Annotated in this window: 23 protein-coding genes and 2 pseudogenes; 13 read left to right on the top strand and 12 right to left on the bottom strand. The window is 60.9% G+C overall.

Annotation, left to right across the window (positions count from 1 at the left end):
• Positions 1-969: an ABC transporter permease gene (locus tag METH_RS21090; protein WP_024092818.1), complete on the bottom strand. Its 969-nt coding sequence runs from the start codon at positions 967-969 to the stop codon at positions 1-3.
• 87 nt (positions 970-1,056) lie between these two features.
• Positions 1,057-2,637, bottom strand: a complete 1,581-nt coding sequence (locus tag METH_RS21085; protein WP_044008818.1) for an ABC transporter substrate-binding protein — start codon at positions 2,635-2,637, stop codon at positions 1,057-1,059.
• A gap of 190 nt (positions 2,638-2,827) precedes the next feature.
• Between METH_RS21085 and METH_RS21080 the strand changes: the two genes are divergently transcribed.
• From METH_RS21080 to METH_RS22855, 3 genes and pseudogenes are all read left to right on the top strand, one after another.
• Positions 2,828-3,556: a GntR family transcriptional regulator gene (locus METH_RS21080; protein ID WP_024092816.1), complete on the top strand. Its 729-nt coding sequence runs from the start codon at positions 2,828-2,830 to the stop codon at positions 3,554-3,556.
• 85 nt (positions 3,557-3,641) lie between these two features.
• Positions 3,642-3,782, top strand: a pseudogene (locus METH_RS24200) (IS481 family transposase); the annotation flags it as partial.
• A 128-nt stretch (positions 3,783-3,910) separates the two neighbouring features.
• A complete protein-coding gene (locus tag METH_RS22855; RefSeq protein ID WP_052348801.1) occupies positions 3,911-4,180 on the top strand; it encodes a transposase in 270 nt (89 codons plus the stop codon).
• 298 nt (positions 4,181-4,478) lie between these two features.
• On the opposite strand, the gene METH_RS24195 is transcribed toward METH_RS22855, so the two are convergent.
• Positions 4,479-4,691 carry a hypothetical protein gene (locus METH_RS24195; RefSeq protein ID WP_156927562.1) on the bottom strand — a complete coding sequence of 71 codons (213 nt, stop codon included), beginning with the start codon at positions 4,689-4,691 and terminating at the stop codon, positions 4,479-4,481.
• A gap of 199 nt (positions 4,692-4,890) precedes the next feature.
• Here METH_RS24195 and METH_RS21070 point away from each other — a divergent pair, with 199 nt between their 5' ends.
• Entirely contained in the window at positions 4,891-5,511 is a 621-nt protein-coding gene (locus tag METH_RS21070) for an IS3 family transposase (protein WP_052348800.1), read from the top strand.
• Positions 5,512-5,585: 74 nt separating this feature from the next.
• Here the strand turns inward: METH_RS21070 and METH_RS25495 are convergent.
• Both METH_RS25495 and METH_RS21065 read right to left on the bottom strand, forming a co-directional pair.
• Positions 5,586-5,810: pseudogene (locus METH_RS25495) on the bottom strand (IS30 family transposase); the annotation flags it as partial.
• A gap of 252 nt (positions 5,811-6,062) precedes the next feature.
• Positions 6,063-8,321 (bottom strand): methyl-accepting chemotaxis protein, encoded by a 2,259-nt coding sequence (locus tag METH_RS21065; protein ID WP_024092811.1) that lies wholly within the window; start codon positions 8,319-8,321, stop codon positions 6,063-6,065.
• 567 nt (positions 8,322-8,888) lie between these two features.
• On the opposite strand from METH_RS21065, the gene METH_RS21060 reads away from it, so the two are divergent.
• Complete coding sequence (locus METH_RS21060; protein ID WP_024092810.1) at positions 8,889-9,338, top strand: Lrp/AsnC family transcriptional regulator; 450 nt, start codon at positions 8,889-8,891, stop codon at positions 9,336-9,338.
• Positions 9,339-9,399: 61 nt separating this feature from the next.
• Here the strand turns inward: METH_RS21060 and METH_RS21055 are convergent, their stop codons facing one another.
• Positions 9,400-10,335 (bottom strand): LysR family transcriptional regulator, encoded by a 936-nt coding sequence (locus METH_RS21055; RefSeq protein ID WP_024092809.1) that lies wholly within the window; start codon positions 10,333-10,335, stop codon positions 9,400-9,402.
• A 165-nt stretch (positions 10,336-10,500) separates the two neighbouring features.
• Between METH_RS21055 and METH_RS21050 the strand changes: the two genes are divergently transcribed.
• The 5 genes from METH_RS21050 to METH_RS24185 all read left to right on the top strand — a co-directional run bounded on the left by METH_RS21050 (position 10,501) and on the right by METH_RS24185 (position 14,454).
• Complete coding sequence (locus METH_RS21050) at positions 10,501-11,514, top strand: TRAP transporter substrate-binding protein (RefSeq protein WP_024092808.1); 1,014 nt, start codon at positions 10,501-10,503, stop codon at positions 11,512-11,514.
• Between the two features lie 71 nt (positions 11,515-11,585).
• Positions 11,586-12,122 (top strand): TRAP transporter small permease, encoded by a 537-nt coding sequence (locus METH_RS21045; protein WP_024092807.1) that lies wholly within the window; start codon positions 11,586-11,588, stop codon positions 12,120-12,122.
• A 20-nt stretch (positions 12,123-12,142) separates the two neighbouring features.
• On the top strand, positions 12,143-13,483 hold the full coding sequence (locus tag METH_RS21040; protein ID WP_024092806.1) for a TRAP transporter large permease: 1,341 nt from the start codon (positions 12,143-12,145) through the stop codon (positions 13,481-13,483).
• A 16-nt stretch (positions 13,484-13,499) separates the two neighbouring features.
• Positions 13,500-14,000 (top strand): universal stress protein, encoded by a 501-nt coding sequence (locus tag METH_RS21035; RefSeq protein WP_024092805.1) that lies wholly within the window; start codon positions 13,500-13,502, stop codon positions 13,998-14,000.
• Positions 14,001-14,208: 208 nt separating this feature from the next.
• Complete coding sequence (locus METH_RS24185) at positions 14,209-14,454, top strand: hypothetical protein (RefSeq protein WP_156927560.1); 246 nt, start codon at positions 14,209-14,211, stop codon at positions 14,452-14,454.
• Between the two features lie 41 nt (positions 14,455-14,495).
• On the opposite strand, the gene METH_RS22850 is transcribed toward METH_RS24185, so the two are convergent.
• The 3 genes from METH_RS22850 to METH_RS21020 form a co-directional block, all read right to left on the bottom strand.
• Positions 14,496-15,164: a Hint domain-containing protein gene (locus tag METH_RS22850; protein ID WP_245603013.1), complete on the bottom strand. Its 669-nt coding sequence runs from the start codon at positions 15,162-15,164 to the stop codon at positions 14,496-14,498.
• 26 nt (positions 15,165-15,190) lie between these two features.
• Positions 15,191-15,646, bottom strand: coding sequence for a hypothetical protein (locus tag METH_RS24405; RefSeq protein WP_024092803.1), 456 nt, complete (start codon positions 15,644-15,646; stop codon positions 15,191-15,193).
• A 762-nt stretch (positions 15,647-16,408) separates the two neighbouring features.
• Positions 16,409-17,158, bottom strand: a complete 750-nt coding sequence (locus METH_RS21020; protein ID WP_024092801.1) for a helix-turn-helix transcriptional regulator — start codon at positions 17,156-17,158, stop codon at positions 16,409-16,411.
• Between the two features lie 149 nt (positions 17,159-17,307).
• Here METH_RS21020 and speB point away from each other — a divergent pair, with 149 nt between their 5' ends.
• Complete coding sequence (speB, locus tag METH_RS21015) at positions 17,308-18,279, top strand: agmatinase (protein WP_024092800.1); 972 nt, start codon at positions 17,308-17,310, stop codon at positions 18,277-18,279.
• 24 nt (positions 18,280-18,303) lie between these two features.
• On the top strand, positions 18,304-19,389 hold the full coding sequence (locus METH_RS21010; protein ID WP_044008798.1) for an extracellular solute-binding protein: 1,086 nt from the start codon (positions 18,304-18,306) through the stop codon (positions 19,387-19,389).
• Between the two features lie 70 nt (positions 19,390-19,459).
• Here METH_RS21010 and METH_RS21005 read toward each other — a convergent pair whose 3' ends face one another.
• Together METH_RS21005 and METH_RS21000 are read right to left on the bottom strand one after the other, a co-directional pair.
• Positions 19,460-20,668 (bottom strand): mandelate racemase/muconate lactonizing enzyme family protein, encoded by a 1,209-nt coding sequence (locus METH_RS21005; protein ID WP_024092798.1) that lies wholly within the window; start codon positions 20,666-20,668, stop codon positions 19,460-19,462.
• 14 nt (positions 20,669-20,682) lie between these two features.
• On the bottom strand, positions 20,683-22,341 hold the full coding sequence (locus METH_RS21000; RefSeq protein ID WP_024092797.1) for a GMC family oxidoreductase: 1,659 nt from the start codon (positions 22,339-22,341) through the stop codon (positions 20,683-20,685).
• A gap of 103 nt (positions 22,342-22,444) precedes the next feature.
• On the opposite strand from METH_RS21000, the gene METH_RS20995 reads away from it, so the two are divergent.
• Positions 22,445-23,335 carry a LysR substrate-binding domain-containing protein gene (locus METH_RS20995; RefSeq protein ID WP_044008814.1) on the top strand — a complete coding sequence of 297 codons (891 nt, stop codon included), beginning with the start codon at positions 22,445-22,447 and terminating at the stop codon, positions 23,333-23,335.
• A 14-nt stretch (positions 23,336-23,349) separates the two neighbouring features.
• Here the strand turns inward: METH_RS20995 and METH_RS20990 are convergent, their stop codons facing one another.
• Positions 23,350-24,465, bottom strand: a complete 1,116-nt coding sequence (locus METH_RS20990) for a cystathionine gamma-lyase (RefSeq protein ID WP_024092795.1) — start codon at positions 24,463-24,465, stop codon at positions 23,350-23,352.
• Between the last annotated feature and the right edge of the window lie 132 nt (positions 24,466-24,597).

Genomic DNA, 24,597 nt, shown 5'->3' with positions numbered 1-24,597 from the left:
TTACGCCCGCACCGAAAGGCGCGGATCGATTGCGAAGTAGAGAAGATCGACGATCATGTTGATCGCCACGAAGACCAGCGCGACCATCACCAGGTAAGCGGACATCACCGGAATATCGCCAAAGCTGACAGCCTGGATGAACAAGAGCCCCATACCGGGCCATTGGAAGACGGTCTCGGTAATGATCGCAAAGGCGATCATCGACCCCAGCTGCAGGCCGACGATGGTGATGACCGGCATCAGGGTGTTGCCGAGCGCATGGCCGAAGTTCACCGCCCGGTTGGTCAGGCCTCGGGCGCGGGCGAACCGCACGAAATCCGAACGCAGCGCTTCCATCATCTCGGCGCGTACTAGCCGCATGATCAGCGTGACCTGGAACAGGCCCAGCATCACCGACGGAAGGATCAGGGATTTCAGTCCGCTGACGGTCAGGAACCCGGTACTCCACCATCCGATCTGAACTGTGTCTCCGCGCCCGAAGGACGGCAGCCAGTTCAGCCAAACCGAGAACGCGAGGATCAGCAGGATGCCGGTCACGAAGGTTGGCACCGATATGCCGATCAGCGAGATGACGTTGAGCATGTTACTCAGCACCCCCTTCGGATGAAGTGCGGCATAGATGCCCATTGGCACGCCAAGCAGCAGCGCAAAAACGGCGGCGGCAAGCACCAATTCCAGGGTTGCCGGCAGCCGCTCTGCGATCATTTCGGCGACCGGGCGTTTGTTGCGGTAGGAAATACCGAATTCACCCTGCACGGCGCCGGAGACGAAGCGCGTGAATTGAACCGTGACCGGCTGGTCGAGTCCAAGCTGTTCGCGCAGTTCCAGCCGGTCTTCGGCGGAAGCGTTTTCGGGAAGCATGCTGTTCACCGGGTCACCGATGAAACGGAACATGGAAAAGGCGATCAGGGCGACGGCGAGCATCACGATGATCGATTGGATCAGCCGCTTCAGAACAAAAGCGATCATTGTAGGGTCCTCCATTTGCCGGCTTTTGGCATCGTAAAAAGCGCGGGCCTGCGCGCCGGAACACGCAAGCCCGCCAGGCGGGGAGGATCAGTTGATCTTCGCGTACCAGAGCCGGGGTTTGTTGTCGGCGGTGATTGGCAGATCCACGCCATCGCGCACGGCCCAGGCCAGCGGCTGCTGGTGCAGCGGAATTATCGCCACGTCGTCCCGCGCGATCTTCAGCGCCTCGCTCATCATGGCGGTGCGTCTTTCAGGATCGAGCTCGATCGCGACCTTGGAGGTCAGCGCATCGATTTCCGGGTTGGAATAGCGGCCCGGATTCCAGGCACCCATCCGGTCGCTCGGCGTGTGCAGCAACGACGACAGCACGCTGTAGCTGTCAAGCATCGGCAGCGTTGCCCAGCCCATCATGTAGATGTCGGAGGACCCCGCCAGCAGCTTCTCGAAATGCTTGGACTTGGTCTGCGCCGTCAGTTTGGCAGTCACGCCGATCCGCGACCACATGGCGGTGATCGCCTGGCAAATCTCCTCATCATTGACATAGCGGTCATTGGGGCAATCCAGGCCGACCTCGAACCCGTCGGCGTATCCGGCCTCCGCAAGCAGCGCCTTGGCCGCGGATGGATCCGCGGGCACAAGCACATCCAGCGCTTCGTCGTAGCCCGGCACCGGCGGCGCCACCAGCAGCGCCGCGTTGCGGGACCGGTCACGCATGATCTTCTTGCGGATCAACTCCATGTCGATCGCGCGCCACAGGGCTTCGCGCACGCGGCGGTCCTGCAGCGGATTCCGGTCGGTCAGGTTGGAGTTGTGCAGTTTGTCCGTCTGGTTCATGCCCAGCATGATGGTGCGCAACGCCGGGGCCAAAATGACGGATGCACCTTCAGAACGATCGATGCGCTCGATATCCTGCAGCGGCGCGGGTGTAATGAAGTCCAGCTCACCCGACAGCAGTGCTGCAATGCGCGTCGCATCTGAGCCGATCGGGCTAAATTCGATACGGGTCAGGTTGTGTTGCGGCTCATCCCACCAGCCTTCATGCACGGTCAGAACGGTGCGGGCATCGGGCTGACGGCTGTCCAGCTTGAACGGCCCGGTGCCGTTGGAATTGGCCACTGCATAGTTTTCACGGCCGCTGCGCATGTCGGCAGGCAGCAGGGCGTCATGCTCCTCCATCCACTCCCGGTCGAGGATCAGCATGTTCGTCAGGTAGTTCAGCACGATGGGGTCCGGCCCCGCCAGCACCACGTCCACAGTATAGTCATCAATCTTCTCGACAGCTTTCATGCCGGGAATGTTGCTTTTCACCGGCGAGCTGTCATGCGCTGCACGTTCCAGAGAGGCGACAACGTCGTCAGCCGTGAACGCATTGCCGTTATGGAAAGTCACACCCTCACGCAGCGTGAAACGGATGCGCGTCGGCTCGATGAATTCCCAGGAAGTCGCAAGCGCCGGCTCGACCTCAAGATCCTGATTGTAACGCACCAGCCCCTCGTAGACGTGGTTGAGGAAACCGATGGTGTTGCTTTCGGTCATTGAGTGCGGGTCCATCGCCGCGATGTCGGTTGAATCTGCCATCCGCAGCGTATTGGCGCCTGCGGCGCTGGCAAGGACAGCTGCCAGGGCGCCCGCCGCCAGTCCTGCTTTGAGTCGGGATGTAAAGGTCATTTCTATCTCCATGCTGTACTGAGTTTGCCTGTTTCTTGCGACAGTGCTAACAATCATCGTATACAATCATCGTATACATTCAACCTTTTTGTTTTCGGACAAAAAAGGTATACGTTTCTGGCGGATGGTGCGATGTCTGGGGCAAAACCCCGTGACCCGTTTCACGGCATCCCGTCAGAAAGGACAGGCCATGAAAGCTCGAATCGGGACGGAACCGGACGGTGGAGCAGCAGATTCGGGCAGCCCTGCCCGCGTTGACAGCAATCTGATCTACTCGCGCATCTTCGACGCCATCGTTGATCACAAGCTGGGTCCGGGAACACATCTGAAGGAAGATGAGCTCTGCGACCTGTTCGGCGTCGGCCGGACACGGGTGCGCTCGGCCCTATCGCGGCTCGCGGCGGACCATGTCATCGAGCTGGTCGCAAACCGCGGTGCCTTTGTTGCCCGGCCATCGGTCGAGGAGGCCCGCGAGGTCTTCCGCGCCAGGCGGGTCATTGAGGGGCACCTTATCCGCCGCGCTGCCGAACGGCGCGATCCGCCGATGCAGCACGCGCTTACCGAACACCTGCATGGCGAACATGCCGCGCGGGAAGCGGGCGACACCGCCCAGGTGATCCGCCGCTGCAGCCGGTACCACCAGTTACTTGCCGATCAGGCCGACAGCCCCATCATGGCCGGCTTTATCCGCGAACTGATCGCCCGCTCATCGCTGATTGTCGCGATCTACGAAAAATCGAAGCCAGACGATTGCGAAGTCGAAGAGCACAACCTTCTGTCTGAATATGTCCTGAACGGCCGCGCCGATGAGGCCGCCGCACTTATGGACCGGCATCTGCAAGGAATTGAGGACCGCCTGGATTTGAACCGCAAAGGCGAGCCGGAAAGCGACCTGCGACACAGCCTTGGTTTTGCCTAGCTCAAGCAGATCTATGGCAGAGCACACCCAGATGGCAGGCCCGCGCACAGCGGGTGCCATTCACACGAGGGCGGCAACCAAAAACGCCACCGGTTTCCCGTCTTATGGTCAGGCCCGCTCGCCCAACGGGTTTCGCAAGCTGGGCGTCTTTGTCTCGCCATCCGGCGTCCGGCCGGTGTGGCTGCGGCACGGTCTGGCGAACCTCAAGCCCCGTCTGAAAGCGCTGGTGGCCGAGTGGCCATTGGCCCTGGTCGTCAATCCTCTTCAGGCCATGCACGGCATCGCGTTGATCAGTGCCCTCACGTTCATAGCCAAGCTCGGCGATGTCCGCCGTTTGAAACACCGGTGAAGCTGATGGCATATCCCGGGCTCGGGCCCAGCGAGTACTCTACCGGCAAGACGACCCGGCGCAATGGGATCACCCGGGAAGGCAACGGTTGCGTCCGCCACAAGCTGATCGATGGGGCTTGGACATGGCACTATCAGGCCCGGCCAGAAGCAAGAGAACTCTATTTCCTGCGTGCAAAATCTCCCGTCGTTCAGGACATCGCCTGGAAGGCGCAGTCCCAGCTGACGGCTCTCTACCGGGCGCTCCGCCGGAACGGGAAGAAGACATCGTCATAGCGACGGCCATCGTTCGCGAGATGAAGGCTTTCATGTGGGGCATCGCGCGACGCACCATGCCCGCGCACTGAGAAAAATCCACATGCGCCCAGTGGCGGGCGCGAGGTCCCCGGCAAGGGAATATCCGGCACTCGCTTTGTGGCCAACGCAAGTTGACGCCCGTTGTAAGACAGGAATAGCCCCGAGAGGCACAATCGGTCATGCGGTAGTCAATCCGCGCATCAGAGCTTATTCACCGATGCCGTCAGACCTTGCGTCCACCCGTGGGCGCCGACAGGGCAGGAAACGCCATGACGTTTCAGAAAACGTGTAAAAACACTTGAAACAGGACCTCAGCGCTGTGCCTTGGCCACACGGTCTTTCCGGATTGACGGAAACCTTGCCGCTCTTCGTCGATGATACCATCTTTGCCGACAGCTGCGGAACTTCCGGAAGTGCGGCGTTTCAGATCCACACCGCCGACGGAGATGCTGGCTGCCGCAAATGAAACCAATAGCAGCACAGGCTTCACGCGGAACCAGAAACGGAACTGAAAACCGTACAGGAAAAGGTATACATACGGCCTTCAACACCTGAAACCTGACCGGGGAAGATATAGGGCGATTAGACCGGCTGATGCTGGAGAACACTTCACCATCATCGAACCTCTGATCCCCGAGGAGGCCTCCAAACACCGCCCGGCCCTGAATGATCTGGCTGTCGAGCTGGCAATGGCCTCCGCTGGCTTGCGTGCTGCTCTCCCCGAAAGCGACCATAGCTTCAATATCGCGCAGAATCCGCTGCGTCAGGATTTCACCGCCAATGCGTCAAACCAGAAATGGGCGGGAGATATAGCCTATATTTGGACCCGCGAGGGATGGGCCTATCTTGCTGTCACCCTGGATCTGTATTCGCGACGCGTCATCGGCTGGGTGCTGAGCAACCGGATGAAACAGGATCTGGCCTTGCGCGCCCTGGACATGGCCGTGGCCATCCGCAGGCCGCCTCCGGGCTGCATTCACCACACCGGTCACGGTGCGCAATACTGTGCCCGCGAATATCAGAAGCCTTTACGCAAGCACGAACTGGCGCCGTCGATGAGCGGTAAGGGCAATTGCTTTGAAAAGCCGGCCTCTATCAGCAGATTTGCATTGCAAATCGCCTGCCGGGCAACGGTCGAGGGCTTCTACAAGTCACTGGAGGCCGAATTGATCCGGCGTCGGACCTGGCAGACCCGCCGCGAGGTCGAGCTGGCCGTCTTCGAATGCATCAATGGTTTTTACAACTCGCACCGACGGCATTCGGGCATCGGCTGGAAATCACCCGTGGCTTTCGAAAAGACCGCCGCCTAACATGAGCAACACACCGGAACGGAAACGGTGCAGGTCCAGGGCCTGGGGATCGCAGAACCACGCCTCCGTTCTGGTGTGGTGCTTCCGTCGTGGTTTCTGAACAAGACGGCAAACGGCGTCTTGCGTTGCTCCAGCATGGCGACGTTGGCATTGCCCTGGGCGCGTTCGAAGATCATCAGATCGCCTGCCCATTCACCGAATGTCTCACGGGACTTCACACGCTCCGGGCGCTGATGGATGGAGCGCTCCGGCAGGAAAAAAAGGCCGCGCGGCCTGCGTGCATAGCGCGGCTGCGATCTTGCTCACAGGCATTTTTGCGTTCAGCATATCCTCGATTGCACGCCTTTCATGCAAATCAAGCTCTGTATAGGCCATCTCCCAGTCTCCTTGCTTTACAGCAACATAGGGGAATTGTCGCAACCCAATCCAGAATGGACCCCGCTACCCACCTGAATGTCGTTCAATCAGGTGTAAGTTAAGCAATCGCACTGCAAATTTGCAGGCTGACTATTGACTGGCGGAAACGGAGCCTCAGCCAGTCAGGTATTACGTCAGGCGCTCATGCGGGGGCGGCCTCTGTTGACGCCTTGGCTGGCGGCGGGGGCTGCTTTGCCGCGGCCCAGATCGAACCGGCCAATGATATCTGTCAGGCTGTGCGATTCGTTTTGCAGCAGCTGGCTGGCGGCCGCGGCTTCCTCGGACATGGCGGCATTCTGCTGGGTCATGTTGTCCAGCTGATGCATGGCACCGTCGATTTTCTGCAGCCCGCGCGATTGGGTGCGCACGCCGTCGGCAATGTCGGTGACCAGCCCGGACACCGCAGAAACCTGTTCGATGATGCTGGTCAGCGCATCGCCTGCGCGGCCCACCATGGCGACGCCATTTGCCACATGCTCCTCGCTGGCGGAGGTCAGACCTTTGATCTGCCCGGCCGCATTGGACGCCCGCTGCGCCAGGGCGCGCACTTCGGAGGCGACCACGGCGAAGCCTGCGCCGGCGGGACCTGCGCGGGCAGCCTCAACCCCGGCATTGAGTGCCAGCAGATTGGTCTGGAAGGCAATGTCGTCAATCATGTTGATGATCTTTGAAATCTCCGACGAAGCTTCCTGGATCTGATCCATCGCGGCGACCGCAGATGTTACCACATCGGTGCTTTGTTCGGCTTCATCGCGGGCGCCGCGCATGGTTTTGTCCATCCGGCCCGCTTGGGCCGCGGTGTCGCGGATACCGCCGGTCAGCTCGCGGATGGCGCCTGCGGTTTCTTCCAGCGTCGCCGCCTGACTTTCGGTGCGATGGGCCATTTCGGTGGCCGCGCCGCGCTGTTCCTCGGAAAAGCGCCCGACGTTTTCCGCCGCCTCCGCCACGTCACTCATAGATCCGCGCAGCCGGTCCAGGCTGCGGTTGAAGTTTTCCCGCAGGGTCTCGTAATGCCCGTCGAACGGCGCCTGGATGTCGCAGGTCAGGTTGCCGCGCTGCAGCTCGGACAAGGCTGCGCTCATACTGTCGACCACGGCAGCGGTGTGGCGGGCGGCCTCCACCTCACGCGCGGCCGCGGCGTCGACCTCAATAAGCTTGCCGCGGAAGCTGTCGAGGCTGCGGGCCAGGTCGCCCAGCTCATCACCGCGGTCGCGACCCTTAATGTCGGTGTCATAGTTGCTGTCTGCCAGCGCATTGGTGGCCTCGCGCAGGGCATGGATCGGGCGGGTGACGCTGCGCGCCGCCAGCCAGCACACACCGATGGCCGCCAGCAGCGCGGCGCCGATCAGCCCGGCGGCAATAAGCCGGATGCGCTCGACCACGGCAAAAGCGTTGTCCTCGTCGGTTTCCAGCACCAGAGACCAGTCAAAGCCGGGCAGCTCCAGCGGCATCACCAGGGCAATGGCGCGTTCGCCGAGCGAGGAGGCAACCGCCTCGAACTGGCCCGCTTCGCGCGCCTTGGCGGCCTGAATCTGCGGTGTGTCCGGCATCTTCTGGAGCACCGGGAACAAGCCCTCAACCGAGGACGGGCTGCGGGCCAGGCCGTCGCTGCTTGCGACAAAGATGTTCTGATGAGTGCCGCCCGACAGATTGCTGGTCAGCGCATTGACGATGCCCTTGGTGCCCAGCTGCACGGCGATGACACCGACCACTTGTTTGCGTTTGGAGAAAACAGGCGCGGCCATGAAGGCAGCAACGCCATCAGGGCTGTGGCTGTAGGCGGCAAAGTCGGCGGCAACAACCGTGCCAGCCTCTGCCTGCAGGGCAGCTTGGAAGACTCGGGCCAGTCCGTTGCCGGCTTCAGGCGCGATTTCGGTCAGGAAATCATCCCGCTTTTTCACCGAGTAGACCACCTGCCCCTTGGCGCTGATCAGATACAGGTCCTGATAGCCGTTCAGGCGCAGGCTTTGCAGGAAAGTGGGGTGATAGGTGACATGCGACTGATTGTAATAGCTGCCGTCGCCTGCGTCTGTCAGCTCCTCGCGCTGCTGCGCTGGGTTGGGGTTTTCTGCGGCGTAGGTCTGTCTCAGGTAGGCAATGGGGTCGTCTTCCTCGACCATGCCGATCACCCGTTCGAAATTTCCGATGGCCCGGAACACCGCGGGCTGGCCGGCCAAGCTGGAAACATCGGACCGGGCCGCTTTGATCAGGAATTCCAGGGCCTGGGCACCGGATTTGGCTTCGATCTTTTGCGCGGCAAAGGCGTTCTCCCGGATGCTGCGCTCGGCCATTGAATAAATCAGCAGCGACACGGTGACCAGGAAGGCCCCCGTCAGCCCCACCATGATCAGCGGCAGTTTCAGCTTGAGCGGCAGTTTCGTGGTCCGGGGCATTGGCGAAGGTCTCCTGCTAACGGCGGCGCACCGGTTGCAGCCGGGGCCTGTAGGAGTGTTAATCAGGAAAGTCCTGAAAAAATGTGTACTGCAAGGCCGCCGCAGATGAAGTTTTCCGGAAATCCTATGATTTTATGCCGCAAATTTGAATTTTCTTTCCATAGGGCAGAATACGCTGCTTCGCCCTTATTACACTGGCGTTCGCCGCCGAGAATATTTCAATGGCGCACATTGGGGTGGCGCAAACCGTCAGGTAGGAAATCATTCACATTTGGCGATCCTGCAAAGGCTGCGCCTGCTTGAAGGTGCCCTCTGCGTTAAGCTTCGTCAGAGAGCAGGTAACTTTTCGCGTGGCGCATTTGCTGGGGATTGAAGCAGCACACCCTCCCCGGCCGCGGCTGGTGGCGCGCGCCTAGCAGGCCTGGGTCCGGCTTGGCGGCGAACCCGGCTTTAACACTGAAGCCCGCGCGGGTCCGATGGCGGCGGCCCCGGAGCGCATGACCCTGTGCTTCCGGTGCCTTGCGGATTCGAGTTGTCAATCCGGCCGAAGCAGGGGAAAAACCAGCTATGGATGAAAAAGACCACGATATCCTCCGGCTGATACAGTCCAACGCGCAACTGACCGCCGAAGCTATCAGCCATGAGATCGGCCTCTCCGCGCCGGCTGTGCAGAAGCGGCTGAAGAAACTTCGCGATACCGGAGTGATCGAAAAGGAAATTGCCATCCTTTCACCGGCCCGGCTGGGGCGGGAAATGACCGTGATCGTGCAGGTGGTTCTGGAGCGCGAAAGCCGGATGCACCTGGACGCCTTCAAACGCAAGATACGCCAGGCCAGTCAGGTTCAGCAATGCTATTACACCACCGGCGAGGCTGATTTCATCCTTGTGGTCATCGTCGGGGATATCAAGGAATACGAGGCGTTCACGCAGGAGTATTTCTTTGATGAATCCAATGTCAGCCGCTTTACCTCTGCGGTTGTGATGGACCGGGTCAAGGTGTCGCTGGACATCATTTAAGCGGTGCATCAGGTGTGCGTTTAGTTCGATGCCGCTTCGTTCCGGAAATCTGTGTGCTGCGTTACGCCTCTGTTATCTGCCCGGAGTGAGCGGCAACCAGGGTATCCAGAAACAGTTTGGTGATACGGTTCACCGCCGGGCGTTTTCGGGTGACGGCAGCGAATTGGCTGCGGTAGAACACCTCCCTGGGCAGCACTTTCCGCATCTGGCCGCTGCCGACAAACCCGGCGGCCAGGTGGTCCGGCAAGAACCCCAGATAACTGCCTGACATGATGAGAATCGCCAGCGCCTGCTCGTTCTGCACTTTGGCTGAGCGGCGGAAGCCCAGTTTTTGCCCCACATGCAGATTAGGCGAGCTTACCCGGATGCCTGCATAATTCATGGCCTGCACATCCTGCAGACCCAGGCTTTGCTGATCGCAGTCAAAGAACGGGTGCCCCTTGCCGCAATAGAGAAACATGTTCTCTCCATAAAGCGGCATGTAGTCCAGGCTGGGCACTGGCCGGTGCAGCGCCAGGATGCCGATGTCGAGCTGGCCCCCGATCACCTTGGTTTCGATTACGTTCGGCGGCTCCAGCGACAGTTCGATCTCCACCGAAGGCGCGGCCTTGTTGAAGGCGCGGATTCCGCCGGGCACAAAGGCTTCGGGGTTTGAGGCGCATTGGTCGAACAGGGCAATCCGGATAATGCCGGCCATCTGCTTCTTGATCTCATTCACGTCGGCGCGGAAATCCGACACCGAGGTCAGCAGCTCTTCGGCGGACTTCAGCACTTTGATGCCGTCGTCTGTCAGCGAGAATCCCGCCGGGCCGCGATTGCACAGCTTCAGGTCCAGCCGCAGCTCGAGGTCGGCGATGTATTTCGAGATGGTCGATTTGCCGATGTTAAGCTCGGTTTCGGCGGCTGCCAGCCCGCCGCTTTCGGCCACTGCCTTGAACACCCTAAGCAGTTTCAGATCGGCATCGGCAATATGCTTTACATGTGTTTTACGGTTCATCCTAAAGTTCGATAAATGTGAAACCTTGATATCATAAGTTTACATTCCAGAAACATGAAGCGCAATGTAGCCTTTCGCCAGCAAGGCAGGACCGTACTGGCACCGGCGTTATGGAGGGCATGCCAGCGCGCGCCTTGGTACAAGATGACAACACGGAGGGAAGTTATGTCATTTCTCAAAAAGGTCTGCACGCTGACCGCAGCCGTTTCTGCAGCTGCGATGCTGACCACCGGCGCAGTATCCGCGAAAAACTTTAAAATTGCTGTAGGCGACGGCGCCGGCAGCTCGCAGGAAGGCACCGGCAAGTTTTTCATTGAAGCTTTGGAAAAAAAATCCGGCGGTGAACATACCGGCACCATGTTCCTCAACGGCCAGTTGGGCTCGGAGCAGGACACCGTCAACGAAGCCGCCATCGGCACCCTGGACATGTCGCTTTTGGCGATCAACAATGTCACACCGTTTTCGCCGACTGTTGGCGTCTTTACGCTGCCTTACGTGATCCTGTCACTGGAAGATGCCGAAAAACTGACCCAGGGTCCGATCGGCCAGGAGCTGACTGAGAACACCATCCGCGATGCCGGCGTGCGCATCCTGGCCTGGACCTACACAGGGTTCCGCCGCCTCACCAACTCCCAGAAGCCGGTTACCACGGTTGCCGACCTGCAGGGTCTGGTCATCCGCGTTCCCAAGAATGAGATCATGATCGAGACTTACAAGTCCTGGGGCATCAACCCGACCCCGATGGCCTGGTCCGAGACCTTCACCGGCCTGCAGACCCAAGTTGTCGACGGTCAGGACAACCCCTACACCACCATCAACGCGATGAAGTTCTATGAAGTGCAGAAGTATGTGACCAACCTGCGCTACATTTTCTCGATCGAGCCGCTGATCGTGTCCGAGGCCGTGTTCCAGGACCTCTCCGAAGAGGACCAGCAGATCCTGATCGAAGCGGGCAAGGAAGCGACCGTGAAATCGGCCCAGTACCTGCGCGACATCGAAGCCGAGATCAAAGAGAGCCTGCTCGCCAAGGGCATGCAGATCGACGATCCGGCCAACGATGAGGCTGAATTCATCAAGCTGGCGACCGAAGCCGTGTGGCCGCAGTTCTATGACTCCATCGGCGGCGTCGACAAACTGAACACAGTGCTGACCACCATCGGCCGTGACCCGGTTCAATAAGCCTCTGGCACATAATAAGGAATAACAAAGCAGCGCCACGTGCGCTGCTTTGCACAGGGGAGAAGTATATCATGTTCTGGAAATTCCTGGACAATATAGAAAGCTATATTTGCCGGCTTTTGCTGTCCGGTTTTGTCATTCTGCTGTTTGTGCAGATCGTCTCGCGCGAAGTGTTCGGCCATTCGTTTTCATGGATCGAGGAGCTTTCGGTCTACATGTTCGTCTGGTTTGTTTTCTTCGGTGCCAGCTATGCTGCGCTGAAAAGCGCCCACAACCGGGTGACGTTTCAATTCAAATTCCTGCCCGAACGCTACATCAAATATATCGAAGCCTTTGCAGATCTGTTCTGGATCTTCTTCAATGTGTATTTCATCTGGCTGGCCTACGACTTTGTCTTCAACAAGATGAACAAGTTCTGGAAATCCCAGACCTTGGGCATCGAGATGAAATACGTCTACATGGTACTGCCAATCGCCTTCACCCTGATGACCATCCGTATTCTGCAGGTGAACTACAAAAAGCTGATCAAGGGCGAGGATATCTCGGACCCCGATCAGATCGACCTTGATGAAATCAAGGCCGCCACCGAAGCAGAGCGCGGCAAGTAAGCGCCGGACAGGGAAAAAACATGGAAACTCAAATCGTCTCAATTCTGTTCGGGTCGTTCCTGGTGCTGTTGCTGATGGGCGCCCCGATCACGGTGGCGCTAGGCGTCGCCTCCTTGGTGTCGTTCCTGTACCTGGATGAAAACCCGATCAAATTTGTGCAGATCGCCTTTACCTCGGTCGGCTCCTTCCCGCTGATGGCGCTGCCTGCGTTCATTCTGGCCGGTGCGCTGATGGAGGCGGCGGGGATCTCGAAGCGCCTGATCAATGTCGCCGAAAGCCTGGCCGGACCGTTCACCGGCGGCATCTCGGCCGCGACCGTGATGGCCTGCCTGTTCTTCGGTGCGATCTCCGGCTCCGGCCCGGCCACCACAGCGGCCGTCGGCATGCTGATGATCCCGGCAATGATCGACCGCGGCTATGAAAAGGGCTTTGCCTCTGCCGTGACCGCATCCTCCGGCGGTCTGGGCATCATCATCCCTCCGTCGATTCCGATGGTGATCTTCGGCATTGCGGCCCTTGGCATGGCGCCGCCGCCGGAAGCGGTCGAGAAATTCGGCACCTTCCAATCGGTGTCGATTTCAAAACTGTTCATCGCCGGGTTTGTGCCCGCCTTCCTGATTGCCACCAGCCTGCTGATCCTGAACTATTTCATGTCGAAAAAGCGCGGCTACAAGGGCATGGCCGAAGGCTGGTCGTTCCGCAATGTCGGCTGCGAGATGTACCGCGGCTTCTGGTCGCTGATGGCGCCGCTGGTGATCCTGGGCGGTATCTACACCGGCTTCTTCACCCCGACCGAGGCCGCCATCGTGGCGATCTTCTATACGCTGGTGGTTGGTGTCTTCATCTACCGCGAGCTGACCTGGTCGTCGCTGTTCCAATCGCTGGAGGCCACCACCTGGCTGACCGGCCGCGTGCTGCTGATCCTGTTCACCGCCACTGTGTTCGGCCGTCTGCTGGTGGAAAACCAGATCCCGGCAATCATCGCGGACAGCATGCTGAGCTTCACCCAGAACCTCTATGTGATCTGGGCGCTGATCATCTTCTTCCTGCTTTTCGTCGGCATGTTCATGGAGACCCTGGCGACAATTCTGATCCTGGTGCCGGTGATGCTGCCGGTGGCCTATTCGGTCGGCATCGACCCGATCCACTTCGGCGTGGTGATGGTCTGTACGCTGGGCATCGGCTTCCAGACCCCGCCGCTGGGCGAGAATCTGTTCATCGCTTCGGGCATATCGAACATCTCGATCGAGCAGATCTCGTTGCGCGCCCTGCCCTTTGCCGCGGTGAACACGATTGCGATTTTCATCATCGCCTTCTTCCCGGAGATCTCCCTGTGGTTGCCGCGGTTGTTCGGCTATTGATGTGAAAGGATCTGATATGAAACCGATGATCACCAACATCCTGTTTGCCACCGATCTGTCGCAGAACTCGCCTTATGCGTTGCGCCATGCCGCCAGCCTGGCGCAGGCGACGGGCGCGGAAATCCACGTGCTGCACGTGAATGAGCCGATCTCGGACGATGCCAGGATCACCTTCGAGATGTTTGTGCTGAACGACGAGACCCGCAAGTCCGCGGCCAAACGGCGGCACGAGATGGTGAAAAAGGTGCTTGCCGAACGGCAGGCCCGGTTCTGGGCGGCGCTGGAAGGCGATGATGCCAGGATCCGCGATCAGGTCACCTCGGTCGAGGTGACCGACGGCCACCCGGCGGAAGTGATCCTGCGCCGGTCGGTTGAGCTGGGCTGCGACCTGATCGTGCTTGGAGCCCATGATCACGGGTTTTCCCACACCTTCCTGGGCACTGTGGCCAAACGGGTGCTGCGCCGGTCGCAGATCCCGACGCTGGTGGTGCCCTACCAGAACGGCGACGACGACTGACCCACCCTGCGGGCGGCTTCCCTTGGCCGCTTGCGAAGACCGCTCTTGCAAACGGGACCAGCCATTTGCAGGGGCGGTTCTAGCGTTCAGGTGCAGGTTCTTTGCAGGTCAACAACCGCAGGCCGCAGGGAAACACACCTGGAGCCGCCACCGTTTAGAAAGCACTCGCCACCGGCCCGAAGCGGCCCAACTGGACCAAACGTGCATAATGGGTCGTTACGAAAAACAATCAGATGACATGGTAAACACCGGCCATTCGCTGCGTGCTGCATGTATTGGAAAGATGCGCGACATAGTGATCTTTCGCTACCTGTGCACCTACGGCGGCCTTCAATTGTGGCGACTGACCACTGACGAGGTTCGCTTGGATGAAAACTATTTCGAAATGGGACAACCCAGAAGCGCTCAATGGCAGGCAGGTCCGTTATTGCCGGCCTTCGTTACCAGTTCATAGGGCGCAGTTGAACGCTGGGGACCAATCGGAAAATTGCCGGGTCACATCATGCGCCGTTTCCGCGCTTCTCCCACCGGCTCCGCCGCATGAAGCATCTCCGCTTCGTGCCGCTCCATCGCGGCGTCCTCATCCCATTTCTGGATGTTTCTTGCGCGCCGGTGATAGGCCATTTTTGCCTGCCCTTTCAACTGGCGTCGCACGGTGCCAACCGTCAAGCATTCCCGTGCTGGCGGTCCGTTTGGCGCCGCACACGGCGTTTTGGCCGCGCCGAAGATATCGATCAGGTTCTGACGTTCGAGGAAACCTAGCCCGTCCATCACCATCGGCCCCAGAAGCAGGCTTTCGGATTGGCAGCCATTGGCCAGAACAACTTCGTGGCGTGCGCAAGCGAAATGAACCCAGTTTACGCCGCGCTTGCCCTTCATGTGGCGGATGCCGGGCAGCTTGGTCAGGGATTTGGCTGGAGCAAATACCTCGGTCTTGAAATAGTCGGTCAACTGCCCGCCGCCTCCAACCAGAATGCGATGCTGAGGCGACACGACCAGGTCCTGTTCAGGCAGGCCCGATCCCAGGGCCCTGGCCTGAATAAGCACAGGTTTTCCCTCGTCCTCGCCCTCATCCAGGGATTGATATCTGCTGCGCGTCCAAAGAATGGGCTGCGCGCCATGGTCCGCGGTCAGCACCAGATCGCCGGGGTGCAGGGTTTCCACCGCGCGTGAGCCGTGCGGCGTTTCGATCAGCGTGCCTGGAGCATAGCACACAATGGAGCTTTGCTGGTCGTAGATTGCGCTTGATATGTCGCCCCGCCGTCGGTGGTTTCCATCGATTCGCCTGGGCCGGTCAAATCGCCCATCTGCTGAGCCGATTGCCCGGCCGCCGCGCCCTCGGTGGCGGTGATCGCTTCAGAAAAGCTGATGAATTGTTGAACGGTCCCGGTGTCATCAACGAGGGCGTAGCCTCTGGTGGCGCCAATATCTACAAAACCGGCCGTGTCTTTGTTGACAACATAGACATCCTTGCCAGCGATGGTCTGAGTTGAGCTGCCCAGAGTGAAGGTTTCTTGCAACGTCCCGTCTGTATGGTATGTGAGGACGGTCCACCCCGAAACATCTGTGCCGGTCGGCACAGCGACTTCTATGAAGTCCTGGTGTACGTTGCCGTCGTAGCCAATCTCCGAAAAATATCCTGGCAATTACCGTCTCCCAGATCGTCGACGAAAGTGTGCGCTGATAATGGTTAAGGACCGCCAGACACCGGGCAAATTATCAGATAGATTTTTATCAAAATTGCACCGGTCAGAATGAACTGGGCGGCTTGTGACGCAATCACTGCCATTCCCTGCGGGAACGGCACAAGAACCGCCTCAATCTCACTAAGCCGTTTTGGGAAAGCCGCCGTTCGTTGCAGCACAGAAAAACCGTAAGACGCGCTCCATGCCGCAGTGCAGTATCAGCTCGCTGAAATAAGGCTCGTGACCAGTTGTTTGCGTACATTGATAAAATCCGCCAGCCCGAACGATGCCGGCAACTGGAGACGGAGGGGAGGATGGGAGAAATCTCATGTCCACAATCCAACTTCCTGCCGTCAAACCGAAACGCCCACTGCTCCCGAAACCAATCTAGGCAATCCGCGCCCGGCTCGAACTTGCAGGCAATCTCAGAGATCTCGCGCTATTCAGTCCCGTGATCGGCAGCAAGCTGCACGGCTGCGACCTGGCCCGCCTGAATGTGGCCGATCTTGTTACCCATGACCGAGTCCGCGAGCCCGTTTCCGTCATCCATAGCAAGATGCCCTAATCCATGATGTTCCCTGCTGCCTGAACCATTTGCATTGCGGACAAATCTGAATGGGAATGGATCATGCTGAACCCTGTTCCCTTGATGCTGCCGCCCTTACCGGTGCGCGGCCGTGCGGTCCGGCAAAGCCCCGGAAGGCCAGCTCCCTGCGGCGCAAGCTAACCCGCCCCGGCGAGATGCCGGGTGGCCAAGGAAAACAGCTCTGCCTGCGACGCAATTCCCAGTTTTGAATAGGCGTGATGCCGGTGGACTTTGACCGTGCCCTCGGCAATCCCAAGGTATGCGGCGGCGGAGGGCGTCGAATGCCCCTGCAGGACCAGCTGCACCACCTCCCGTTCCCGCGGGCTCAGGACGCCGCTGCCAAAGGTCTGCATCCGGTCCTCCCAATCCGGCTGCTTGAACCCTGCAGCCGGCGTCTCTGCCTGCCCCCATTGCCGCCGGACCGCAGCGCATATCACCGGGAACGCTGCATTCAGCCGTGCGGTATCCGCCGCTTCAAACCGCTGGCGGCGGGAAAAACGGGCCAGCGAAACAATGATCCAGCGCTCTGCCCCGTCCTGCACCAGGACGCCGATCTCGTCGCTGATACTGATCTTGCGGAAAAAGGCGCGGTAGTATTCCGACCGGTAGAACGCCTCCGGCGCCAATTCCATCAGCCGGTAGGCCCCCGGGCTGCAGCCGTTGCGGCAGGCCTGATAGAGCGGATCCAGCAGATAGGGGCCGCTGGCGTAGAATTCCACGGTAATCGCCGCCTGCAGCTCATCCAGATCCTGATACAGGGAAACGGGCGGCAGCGCGCCCTCATAGCGTGAGATGATCATCGAATCAAAGCGGCAGCACTGCGACAGGATTTGCCGCAACGCAGCGGGAAAGCGGTCGGAACCAAGTGTTTCTGCCAGGGCAGCCATGGCTCTCACCCAGCCGGCGGCCAACGGGGGATGGGGTATCTCAGCGGTCATACCTATACCTATCGATATATGTCCTTTGCTAAGTTTACTAGCATAAGCGCAGATTTCAAACTGGGGCCAGCCGGACTTTCAACTTAACGGAGCCCCAGATGACCGATACCTCCAGCGTGAACCCCGTACAGGGCGACCTCGCCTTTACCCGCGCCAGCGACCGCGGTGTGATTGCCGAGGCCAGCTATGCCGGCGCGCTCAGCTTCATGCGCCGCCGCTATACCCGCGACCTCAGCGGCGCGGATGTGGCGGTGATGGGCGTGCCTTTTGACCTGTCGGTTTCCAGCCGTTCCGGCACCCGTCTGGGGCCGCGCGCGGTGCGCTCAGGGTCCAGCCATATCGCCTGGTCGAAACCCTGGCCCTGGGAGGCGGATCCTTATGAGGCGCTGCGGGTTGTTGATTATGGCGATTGCGAGTTCGACTATGGCTATCCCCACAAGGTGCCGGGCCAGATCACCCAGGCCGCCCGCGATGTGCTGGCCAGTGATACGGCGCTGCTGTCGATCGGCGGCGATCATTTCATCACCTATCCGCTGCTGAAGGCGCATGCCGAGAAACACGGCCCCCTCAGCCTGATCCAGTTCGACGCCCATTCCGACACCTGGGCGGACGAGGAAGGCCGCATCGACCACGGCACCATGCTGTGGCACGCCATCCGGGAGGGTCTGGTGGACCCCGCCTGCTCGGTCCAGGTCGGGATCCGCACCCATAACCCCGATCCGATGGGCATGAACATCATCGATGCCATAGAGGTGCAGAAATCCGGGCCTGAGGCTGTGGCAGAGAAAATCCGCGCCATCACCGGCGGCCGCAAGACCTATGTCACTTTCGACATCGATGCGCTGGAGCCTGCCTCTGCCCCTGGCACCGGTACGCCGGTGATTGGCGGCCTCAGCCCCTATCAGGCGCAGGAGATCATCCGCGGGCTGGCGGGCATTGATGTCGTTGGCATGGACGTGGTCGAGGTCGCCCCGGCCTATGACATCTCGGAAATCACCGCCATCGCTGGCGCCACCATCGCCAATGATCTGCTCTGCCTCTACGCGGCCGGAAAATCCGGCCAGCGCTGAGGCGCAAACAACAGGGAGGAAAACATGCTTAGAAACAGCCTTTTGGCAGCACCCCTGCTGGCCGCCGCCCTGACGGCGCCGGCTGCGGCCGGAGAGCTCGCCATTTACAACTGGGCGGATTACTTCGGCGAAAACTCGATCCCCGGCTTTGAGCAGTCCACCGGCACCCAGGTCACGCTCGATTACTTTGACAGCAACGAGGTGCTGGAAACCAAGATGCTGGCGGGCGGCTCCGGCTATGACGTGGTGTTCCCGGCCGCCTCCAACGCCGAGCGCCAGCTGCAGGCCGGCGCGCTGCAGCCGATCGACACGGCGCGGCTCAGCAACTACGGCAATCTGCGGCTTGAAATCCTGGCCTCGCTGGACAAGCTGCCGGGCGGGCGCGGGCTGGGTGTGCCCTATACCTGGGGCACCATCGGTCTTGCCTACAACCCGGCGCTGGTGTCTGCGCGGCTGGGGGACATGCCGGTCGACAGCTGGGATCTGCTGTTCAACCCGGAATATGCCGCCAAGCTGAAGGACTGCGGCGTTGCAGTTCTGGATTCACCGGTTGAAATGCTGTCGGTCACCCTGAACTACCTGGGCGCCGACCCCTACTCCGAAGACAAGGCCGAAATCGCCAAGGCGCAGGCACTGCTGGCGTCAGCGGCTGACAACATCACCTATTTCAGCAACCAGAAACCCGCCACTGATCTGCCGGGCGGCAATGTCTGCCTCGCGGTGATGTATTCCGGCGACGCGGGCATTGCCCAGGCGCGGGCGCTGGAGGCCGGCAATGGCGTCGAAATCCTGTACTCCATCCCCAAGGAGGGCACCCTGATGTGGATCGACCTGATGGCGATCCCGGAGGACGCCGCAAATGTGGATGAAGCCTATGCCTTCATCGACCACATGCTGCAGCCCGAGGTGATTGCCGAGGTCTCCAACACCGTCTTCTTTGCCAATGCAAACGCGGCGGCCGATGCCCATGTGCTGCCCGAGATCCTGTCGGATCCGGGGATCTATCCGGACGCCGAAACCCTGGCCCGGCTGTTCCCCGACAAGAGCCTGGGCGCCCGTGCCCTGCGCCAGCGCAGCCGCGCCTGGACCAAGGTGAAATCCGGGATCTGATCCACCCAAGGCCTGAAAAGCGGCGGCAGGGGCATAAGCCCCTGCCGCCCGTTCGTTCAGGGCCGCAGCCTCACTGCACAACCGGCTCCTGCACCAGATCCAGATGCAATGCGCTGCCGGTATAGGGGCTGGCGGCAATGGCCTCATCATCCAGCTCCACCCCCAGGCCCGGCTCGGAAGACGGGATCACATAGCCCTCTTCCCAGGTGATCGAGGATTTCAGGCAGGACATATACGGCCCCTCAAAGCGGCCGATCGATTCCAGGATCAGAAAGTTCGGGCTGCAGGTGGAGATTTGGATGTTCGCCGCCGCCACCACCGGCCCGCAATAGAGATGCGGTGCGATCTGGGCCTGCCGGGTTTCGGCCATGCTGGCGATCTTCTTGGCCTCCAGCAGGCCGCCGACGCGTCCCAGATCCATTTGCAGGATCGAGGCCGCACCTGCCTCCAGCACCCGCGCAAATTCGTGCTTGGTGCAAAGCCGCTCGCCCGTCGAGATCGGCACCGAGGTGAACCGCGCCACCTCCGCCATATCGGCGGGATTCTCCGGCGTTGTGGGTTCTTCGAACCACAAGGGCTCATAGGGCTCCAGCCGCCGCGCCATCCGCTTGGCGCCGGAAACGGTGAATTGCCCATGGGTGCCGAACAGCAGGTCCGCCCGGGTGCCGACCGCCTCGCGGATGCGTTTGACGAACAATTCGCTGCGCTCCAGATCCTCCAGCCGCGGTTGATGGCCGTCATAGATCGTATAAGGCCCGGCAGGGTCGAATTTCACCGCGGTGAAGCCCTGCTCCACCCGTTGCAGCGCAACCTCGGCAGCAATGTCCGGATCGTTGTAGACATTCGGCATGTCCGGGTCCGGATACACATCCCCTTCCGGCGGATAGAGGTAAGTATAGCTGCGCAGGCGGTCATGCACCTGCCCGCCCATCAGCTGATAAACCGGTTTGCCCGCAGCCTTGCCGATGATGTCCCAGCAGGCCATCTCCAGCCCGCTGAGGACGCCCATAACAGTTACATCGGGCCGCAGCGTGTATCCCGCGCCATAAGACTTGCGCCACAGTTTCTCGATATGATGCGGATCGCAGCCTTCGAACTGGCGGGCAAACATCTCCTCGGCCATCGCGCAGCACAGGTCCGGGCCAAAGGTGGCGTTATAGATCTCCCCCGCCCCGGTGATGCCGCAGGCAGTGGTCAGGCGCACAAAGATAAAGTACCGCCCGCCGTGGCGCGGCGGCGGATTGCCGAACACAAAGGTTTCGATCTTGTCGAGTTTCATCAAGGGTTTCCCTGTCATTCAGCCGCCAAGGGCCTGTTTTCATTGTCTTCCAGCACCAGGTCGGCACCGCGCGCCGCCAGCATCATGGTTGGAGCATTGGTGTTGCCCGAGGTCACATTCGGAAAGGCAGAGGCATCGATCACCCGGAGCCCCGCCACCCCGTGCACCCTAAGGCGCGCATCCAGAACCGAATCCGCGGCATCATTGCCCATCCGGCAGGTGCAGGAGGCATGGAACACGCTGCCTGAGCGTTCCCGGAAATTCTCCAGCAAAGTGCTGTCATCCATCCCGATGATATCCGGCGCCCGCCGTTCGCGGGTGACGCGCGTGATTGCCGGGATTGCCGCCAGGGCCTGCAGCAGGCGGCTTGCGCGCACAGCTGTTGCCTTGTCCGCATCCGTTGACAGCGAATTCGGCTCAATCAGCGGCGCCTGCGCGGGGTCCGCGGACTGGATATTGATCTGCCCCCGGCTGGTCGGCCGGCTGGGCTGCACGCACAGCAGGAAACCATTGTCCCGGTCGATCTGCGGCTTGCCATTGGGACGCGTCGAATAAGACGCCGGGTTGCAATAGACCTGCACATCCGGCAGCGCCGCGCCCTTGGTGCGGACAAAGCCGCTGCACTGATTGACCGGAACGCTCAGCGGCCCTTTGCGGGTCAGCATATATTGCAGCCCGGCCTTCATCTGCCCGGCAAAGCTGCCCAGCCGGTTGTTCAGCGTCGCGGTATTGGCCCAAAAGAAATGCGACACCGCCAGATGATCCTGCAGCCCCTGCCCGACCTGCGGCAGATCCTGCGCCACTTTGATTCCGTGCCGCTGCAGCAACCCCGCCGGGCCGATGCCGGATAGTTGCAGCAGCTGCGGCGAATTCACCGCACCTGCGCTCAGGATCACCTCCCGCGCTGCCGTCGCCTGCTTCTGCCGCCCTTTCACCCGGTAGGCCACCCCAGTGGCGCGCCCGCCGGCAGTCAGCACCTTCTCCACCAGTGCACCGCTGACCACGGTCAGATTGCCGCGCTTCATCGCAGGCCGCAGAAACGCATCCGCCGAAGACCAGCGCCGCCCGTCCTTCACAGTGCTGCGCACGAATCCTATGCCCTCGCTTGGCAGGGTATTGGCGCCGGCATCGGCAGACGCATTCATGTCCGGCAGCACCGGCCATCCCATCTCGTGCCCCGCGGCCAGGAAGTTGCGGGCAAAGGGATGCATCCGCGCGCTGAGGTCCGTGACCCGCACAGGACCCGCCCCGCGCAGGCGGCGCGCTCCTTCGTGGCATTCATCATGGCTCTCCAGCGCCTCATAGCTGCGGCGCACGGCCGCCCAGCCCCAGCCTGCGGCGCCAGCGGCCTCCCAATCGTCGAAATCATGCGGCAGCCCGCGCACATAGGCCATCGCGTTGATCGAGCTTGACCCGCCCAGCACCTTGCCCCGCGGCCAATAGGCCGCGCGCCCGTTCAGCCCCGGATCCGCCGCAGCAGAGTAACGCCAGTTCACCGCCGGGTCCGAGAAGGTAAAGCCGTAGCCCACCGGGATTTTGATCCAGAACCGCCGGTCGGTGCCGCCCGCCTCGATCAGCAGCACCTTGTGCCGGCCATTCGCAGTCAGCCTGTCGGCCAGCACACAACCCGCCGATCCGGCCCCGACAATAATGAAATCAAATGTTTGCGCCATAACGTGCCAAGTCCGCTTGTTTGCCGCGACCTTGCGCAGCGTCCTTGGCGTAAATCAAACAATGGGTTTTGCCCCTAAGGCCTAACTATGCTTAATGGCACGCATGACCGATCTGCCCCATGTCACCTGGCTGAAAGCTTTTGAGGCCGCCGCACGGCTCAACAGTTTCTCTGCCGCCGCCGAGGAACTGGGCCTGACGCCCGCCGCCATCAGCCAGCAGATCCGGCTGCTGGAAAAGCATCTGAACACCCAGCTGTTCAAACGCCTGGCCCGCGGCGTTGCACTGACCGACACCGGCCAGGCCTACGCCCAGCCGATCCGTAAATCCTTTGACGACATGCAGCGCGCCACCACCGGGCTGTTCAGCAGGAAGCGCAAGCGGGTGGTGCATTTGCGCGCCACTATCTCCTGCGCCGCATTGGTGATCGCGCCGCAACTGGCCCGGTTCCAGGCAGAACACCCGGATATCTTCGTGCAACTGTCGACCACCGTCTGGGCCAGCCGCTTTGATGAGCAGGCGCTGGATATTGATATCCGCTATGGTTCCGGCGATTGGCAGGAAATCCAGATCCTGCATCTGGGCCACGAAAGCGCCGTTCCGGTCTGCAGCCCCGCCTATGCCGCGGCCCTGGGCGGCAGCCCATCCATCGCTGACCTCGCCCGTGCTGATGTGGTGCAGATCATCGGCTCGGAAACCGACTGGGGCCGCTTGGCCGATCTGCACGGGCTGACCTTGCAGGTGACCACCGACTGGCTCAAGGCCGATTCTTCACTGCTGGCATTGCAAACGGTGGCCGCAGGGCACGGGGTGACGATGGTGCTGGAAAGCTTTGCCCGGCAATATATCGAACAGGGCCTGGTCCTTGCGCCAACTGCATACACGCTGCCGAAACGCCGCTCGCATTACATGGTGATCAACGACCGCGCAGGTCAGCGCGACGAGGTGAAGGCCGTCAGCAACTGGATCGCTTCGCTCTATCAGACGCTGACTTGACGCCCTGCCCCGGCTCAGCTGCCAAGCGCCGCGAGCGAAGCCGCCATGGCGTTCCACAGTTCCTCCGCCGGCTCGGTCCCGACCGAGATCCGCACGAACCCCGGCGCCACCGCATCACCCCAGCGGGCGCGGCGTTCCGCCGATGTATGCACCCCGCCAAACGACGTCGCAGCACGGATCAGCGGGCAGTTGTTGATAAACGCGTCCGCCTGTTCAGCGCTGTCGAGAGTGACTGAGATCAAAAACCCGAACCGCAACATCTGCTGTTTCGCCAGTCCATGCGACGGGTCAGACGCCAGGCCGGGAAAACGGATCGCCTGCACCCGCGGATGCGCCGCCAGCCGTTCGGCCAGCACCTGCGCCGTGCTGCACATCCGGTCAAAGCGGATCTCCAAAGTCTCCAAGCCCCGGTGCGCCAGCCAGGCCTCCTGCGGGCCGGGGATGCCGCCGCCGAACTGACGCCATTCGCGCGCGGCCTGCAGGATTTCTTCGTTGCGGGTGGCCAGATGCCCCATCAGCACATCCGAATGCCCGCCCGGCGCTTTGGTATCGGAGGCCGCGACCACATCCGCGCCCAGCTCCAGCGGGCGCTGGCCCAAAGGTGTCATGGTGGTGTTGTCGACGATCAGCAGCCCGCCCGCCGCATGAACCGCATCTGCAATGGCGCGCAGATCGCAGAGATCCAGCCCGGGATTCGACGGTGTTTCCGCAAAAACAACGTCAAAGCCTTCAAACCCGCCGTCCGCGAAGCTGGTAGTGGGGCGCTGCTCCACCTCAACACCGAGGTTTTGCAAAAACCGCTCGCTGAGGCGCCGGGTGACGTAATAGCCGTCCGAGGGGATCAGCAGTTTTGACCCTGCTTTTACGGTGGCGAACAACGCCGCCGAAATCGCCGCCATGCCGGAGGGGAAGGCCAGCGTTGGCGCGTCTTCCAGATAGGCCAGCACATGTTCCAGATGCTCCCAGGTGGCGTTGTCCACCCGGCCATAGCTAGGTCCGCCCGTCCAGTCGCCCGGCAGGTGGTACATGGAGCTTTGCGTCAGCGGCAGCGCCACCGGGTCGCCTTCAAACAGCGTGTTGCCGCGCAGATGCAGCATGGCGCCGGCTTTGGGGGCGGTAGGGTTTTCCATTGGGGCGCCTTTCCTGAATGCCGGTTTCAGGGTTGATAACCCGCTTGGCGGAAAAATAAAATCGGGCGCAGTAAAACTTATTGGTTTGAACGAAAAGACCGAGGGCAGCGCCCGCCCATTGGGGGCGGACGG

The organism is Leisingera methylohalidivorans DSM 14336 (assembly GCF_000511355.1).
Taxonomy (GTDB): Bacteria; Pseudomonadota; Alphaproteobacteria; order Rhodobacterales; family Rhodobacteraceae; genus Leisingera; species Leisingera methylohalidivorans.
Note: the sequence above shows the minus strand (reverse complement) of the source record. Positions and strands in the feature narration are given on the sequence as shown.

Coding starts and splice junctions, on each gene's coding strand:
- METH_RS21060 (WP_024092810.1), top strand. CDS start 8,889: ATGGATGAAAAAGACCACGATATCCTCCGGCTGATACAGTCCAACGCG.
- METH_RS21020 (WP_024092801.1), bottom strand. CDS start 17,158: ATGGCTGCCCTGGCAGAAACACTTGGTTCCGACCGCTTTCCCGCTGCG.
- METH_RS21080 (WP_024092816.1), top strand. CDS start 2,828: ATGAAAGCTCGAATCGGGACGGAACCGGACGGTGGAGCAGCAGATTCG.
- METH_RS21085 (WP_044008818.1), bottom strand. CDS start 2,637: ATGACCTTTACATCCCGACTCAAAGCAGGACTGGCGGCGGGCGCCCTG.
- METH_RS21065 (WP_024092811.1), bottom strand. CDS start 8,321: ATGCCCCGGACCACGAAACTGCCGCTCAAGCTGAAACTGCCGCTGATC.
- METH_RS21050 (WP_024092808.1), top strand. CDS start 10,501: ATGTCATTTCTCAAAAAGGTCTGCACGCTGACCGCAGCCGTTTCTGCA.
- METH_RS21000 (WP_024092797.1), bottom strand. CDS start 22,341: ATGGCGCAAACATTTGATTTCATTATTGTCGGGGCCGGATCGGCGGGT.
- METH_RS21055 (WP_024092809.1), bottom strand. CDS start 10,335: ATGAACCGTAAAACACATGTAAAGCATATTGCCGATGCCGATCTGAAA.
- METH_RS21090 (WP_024092818.1), bottom strand. CDS start 969: ATGATCGCTTTTGTTCTGAAGCGGCTGATCCAATCGATCATCGTGATG.
- METH_RS22855 (WP_052348801.1), top strand. CDS start 3,911: ATGGCATATCCCGGGCTCGGGCCCAGCGAGTACTCTACCGGCAAGACG.
- METH_RS21045 (WP_024092807.1), top strand. CDS start 11,586: ATGTTCTGGAAATTCCTGGACAATATAGAAAGCTATATTTGCCGGCTT.
- METH_RS21005 (WP_024092798.1), bottom strand. CDS start 20,668: ATGAAACTCGACAAGATCGAAACCTTTGTGTTCGGCAATCCGCCGCCG.
- METH_RS24185 (WP_156927560.1), top strand. CDS start 14,209: ATGGGTCGTTACGAAAAACAATCAGATGACATGGTAAACACCGGCCAT.
- METH_RS21070 (WP_052348800.1), top strand. CDS start 4,891: ATGGCCTCCGCTGGCTTGCGTGCTGCTCTCCCCGAAAGCGACCATAGC.
- METH_RS21035 (WP_024092805.1), top strand. CDS start 13,500: ATGAAACCGATGATCACCAACATCCTGTTTGCCACCGATCTGTCGCAG.
- METH_RS21010 (WP_044008798.1), top strand. CDS start 18,304: ATGCTTAGAAACAGCCTTTTGGCAGCACCCCTGCTGGCCGCCGCCCTG.
- METH_RS21040 (WP_024092806.1), top strand. CDS start 12,143: ATGGAAACTCAAATCGTCTCAATTCTGTTCGGGTCGTTCCTGGTGCTG.
- METH_RS20990 (WP_024092795.1), bottom strand. CDS start 24,465: ATGGAAAACCCTACCGCCCCCAAAGCCGGCGCCATGCTGCATCTGCGC.
- speB (WP_024092800.1), top strand. CDS start 17,308: ATGACCGATACCTCCAGCGTGAACCCCGTACAGGGCGACCTCGCCTTT.
- METH_RS20995 (WP_044008814.1), top strand. CDS start 22,445: ATGACCGATCTGCCCCATGTCACCTGGCTGAAAGCTTTTGAGGCCGCC.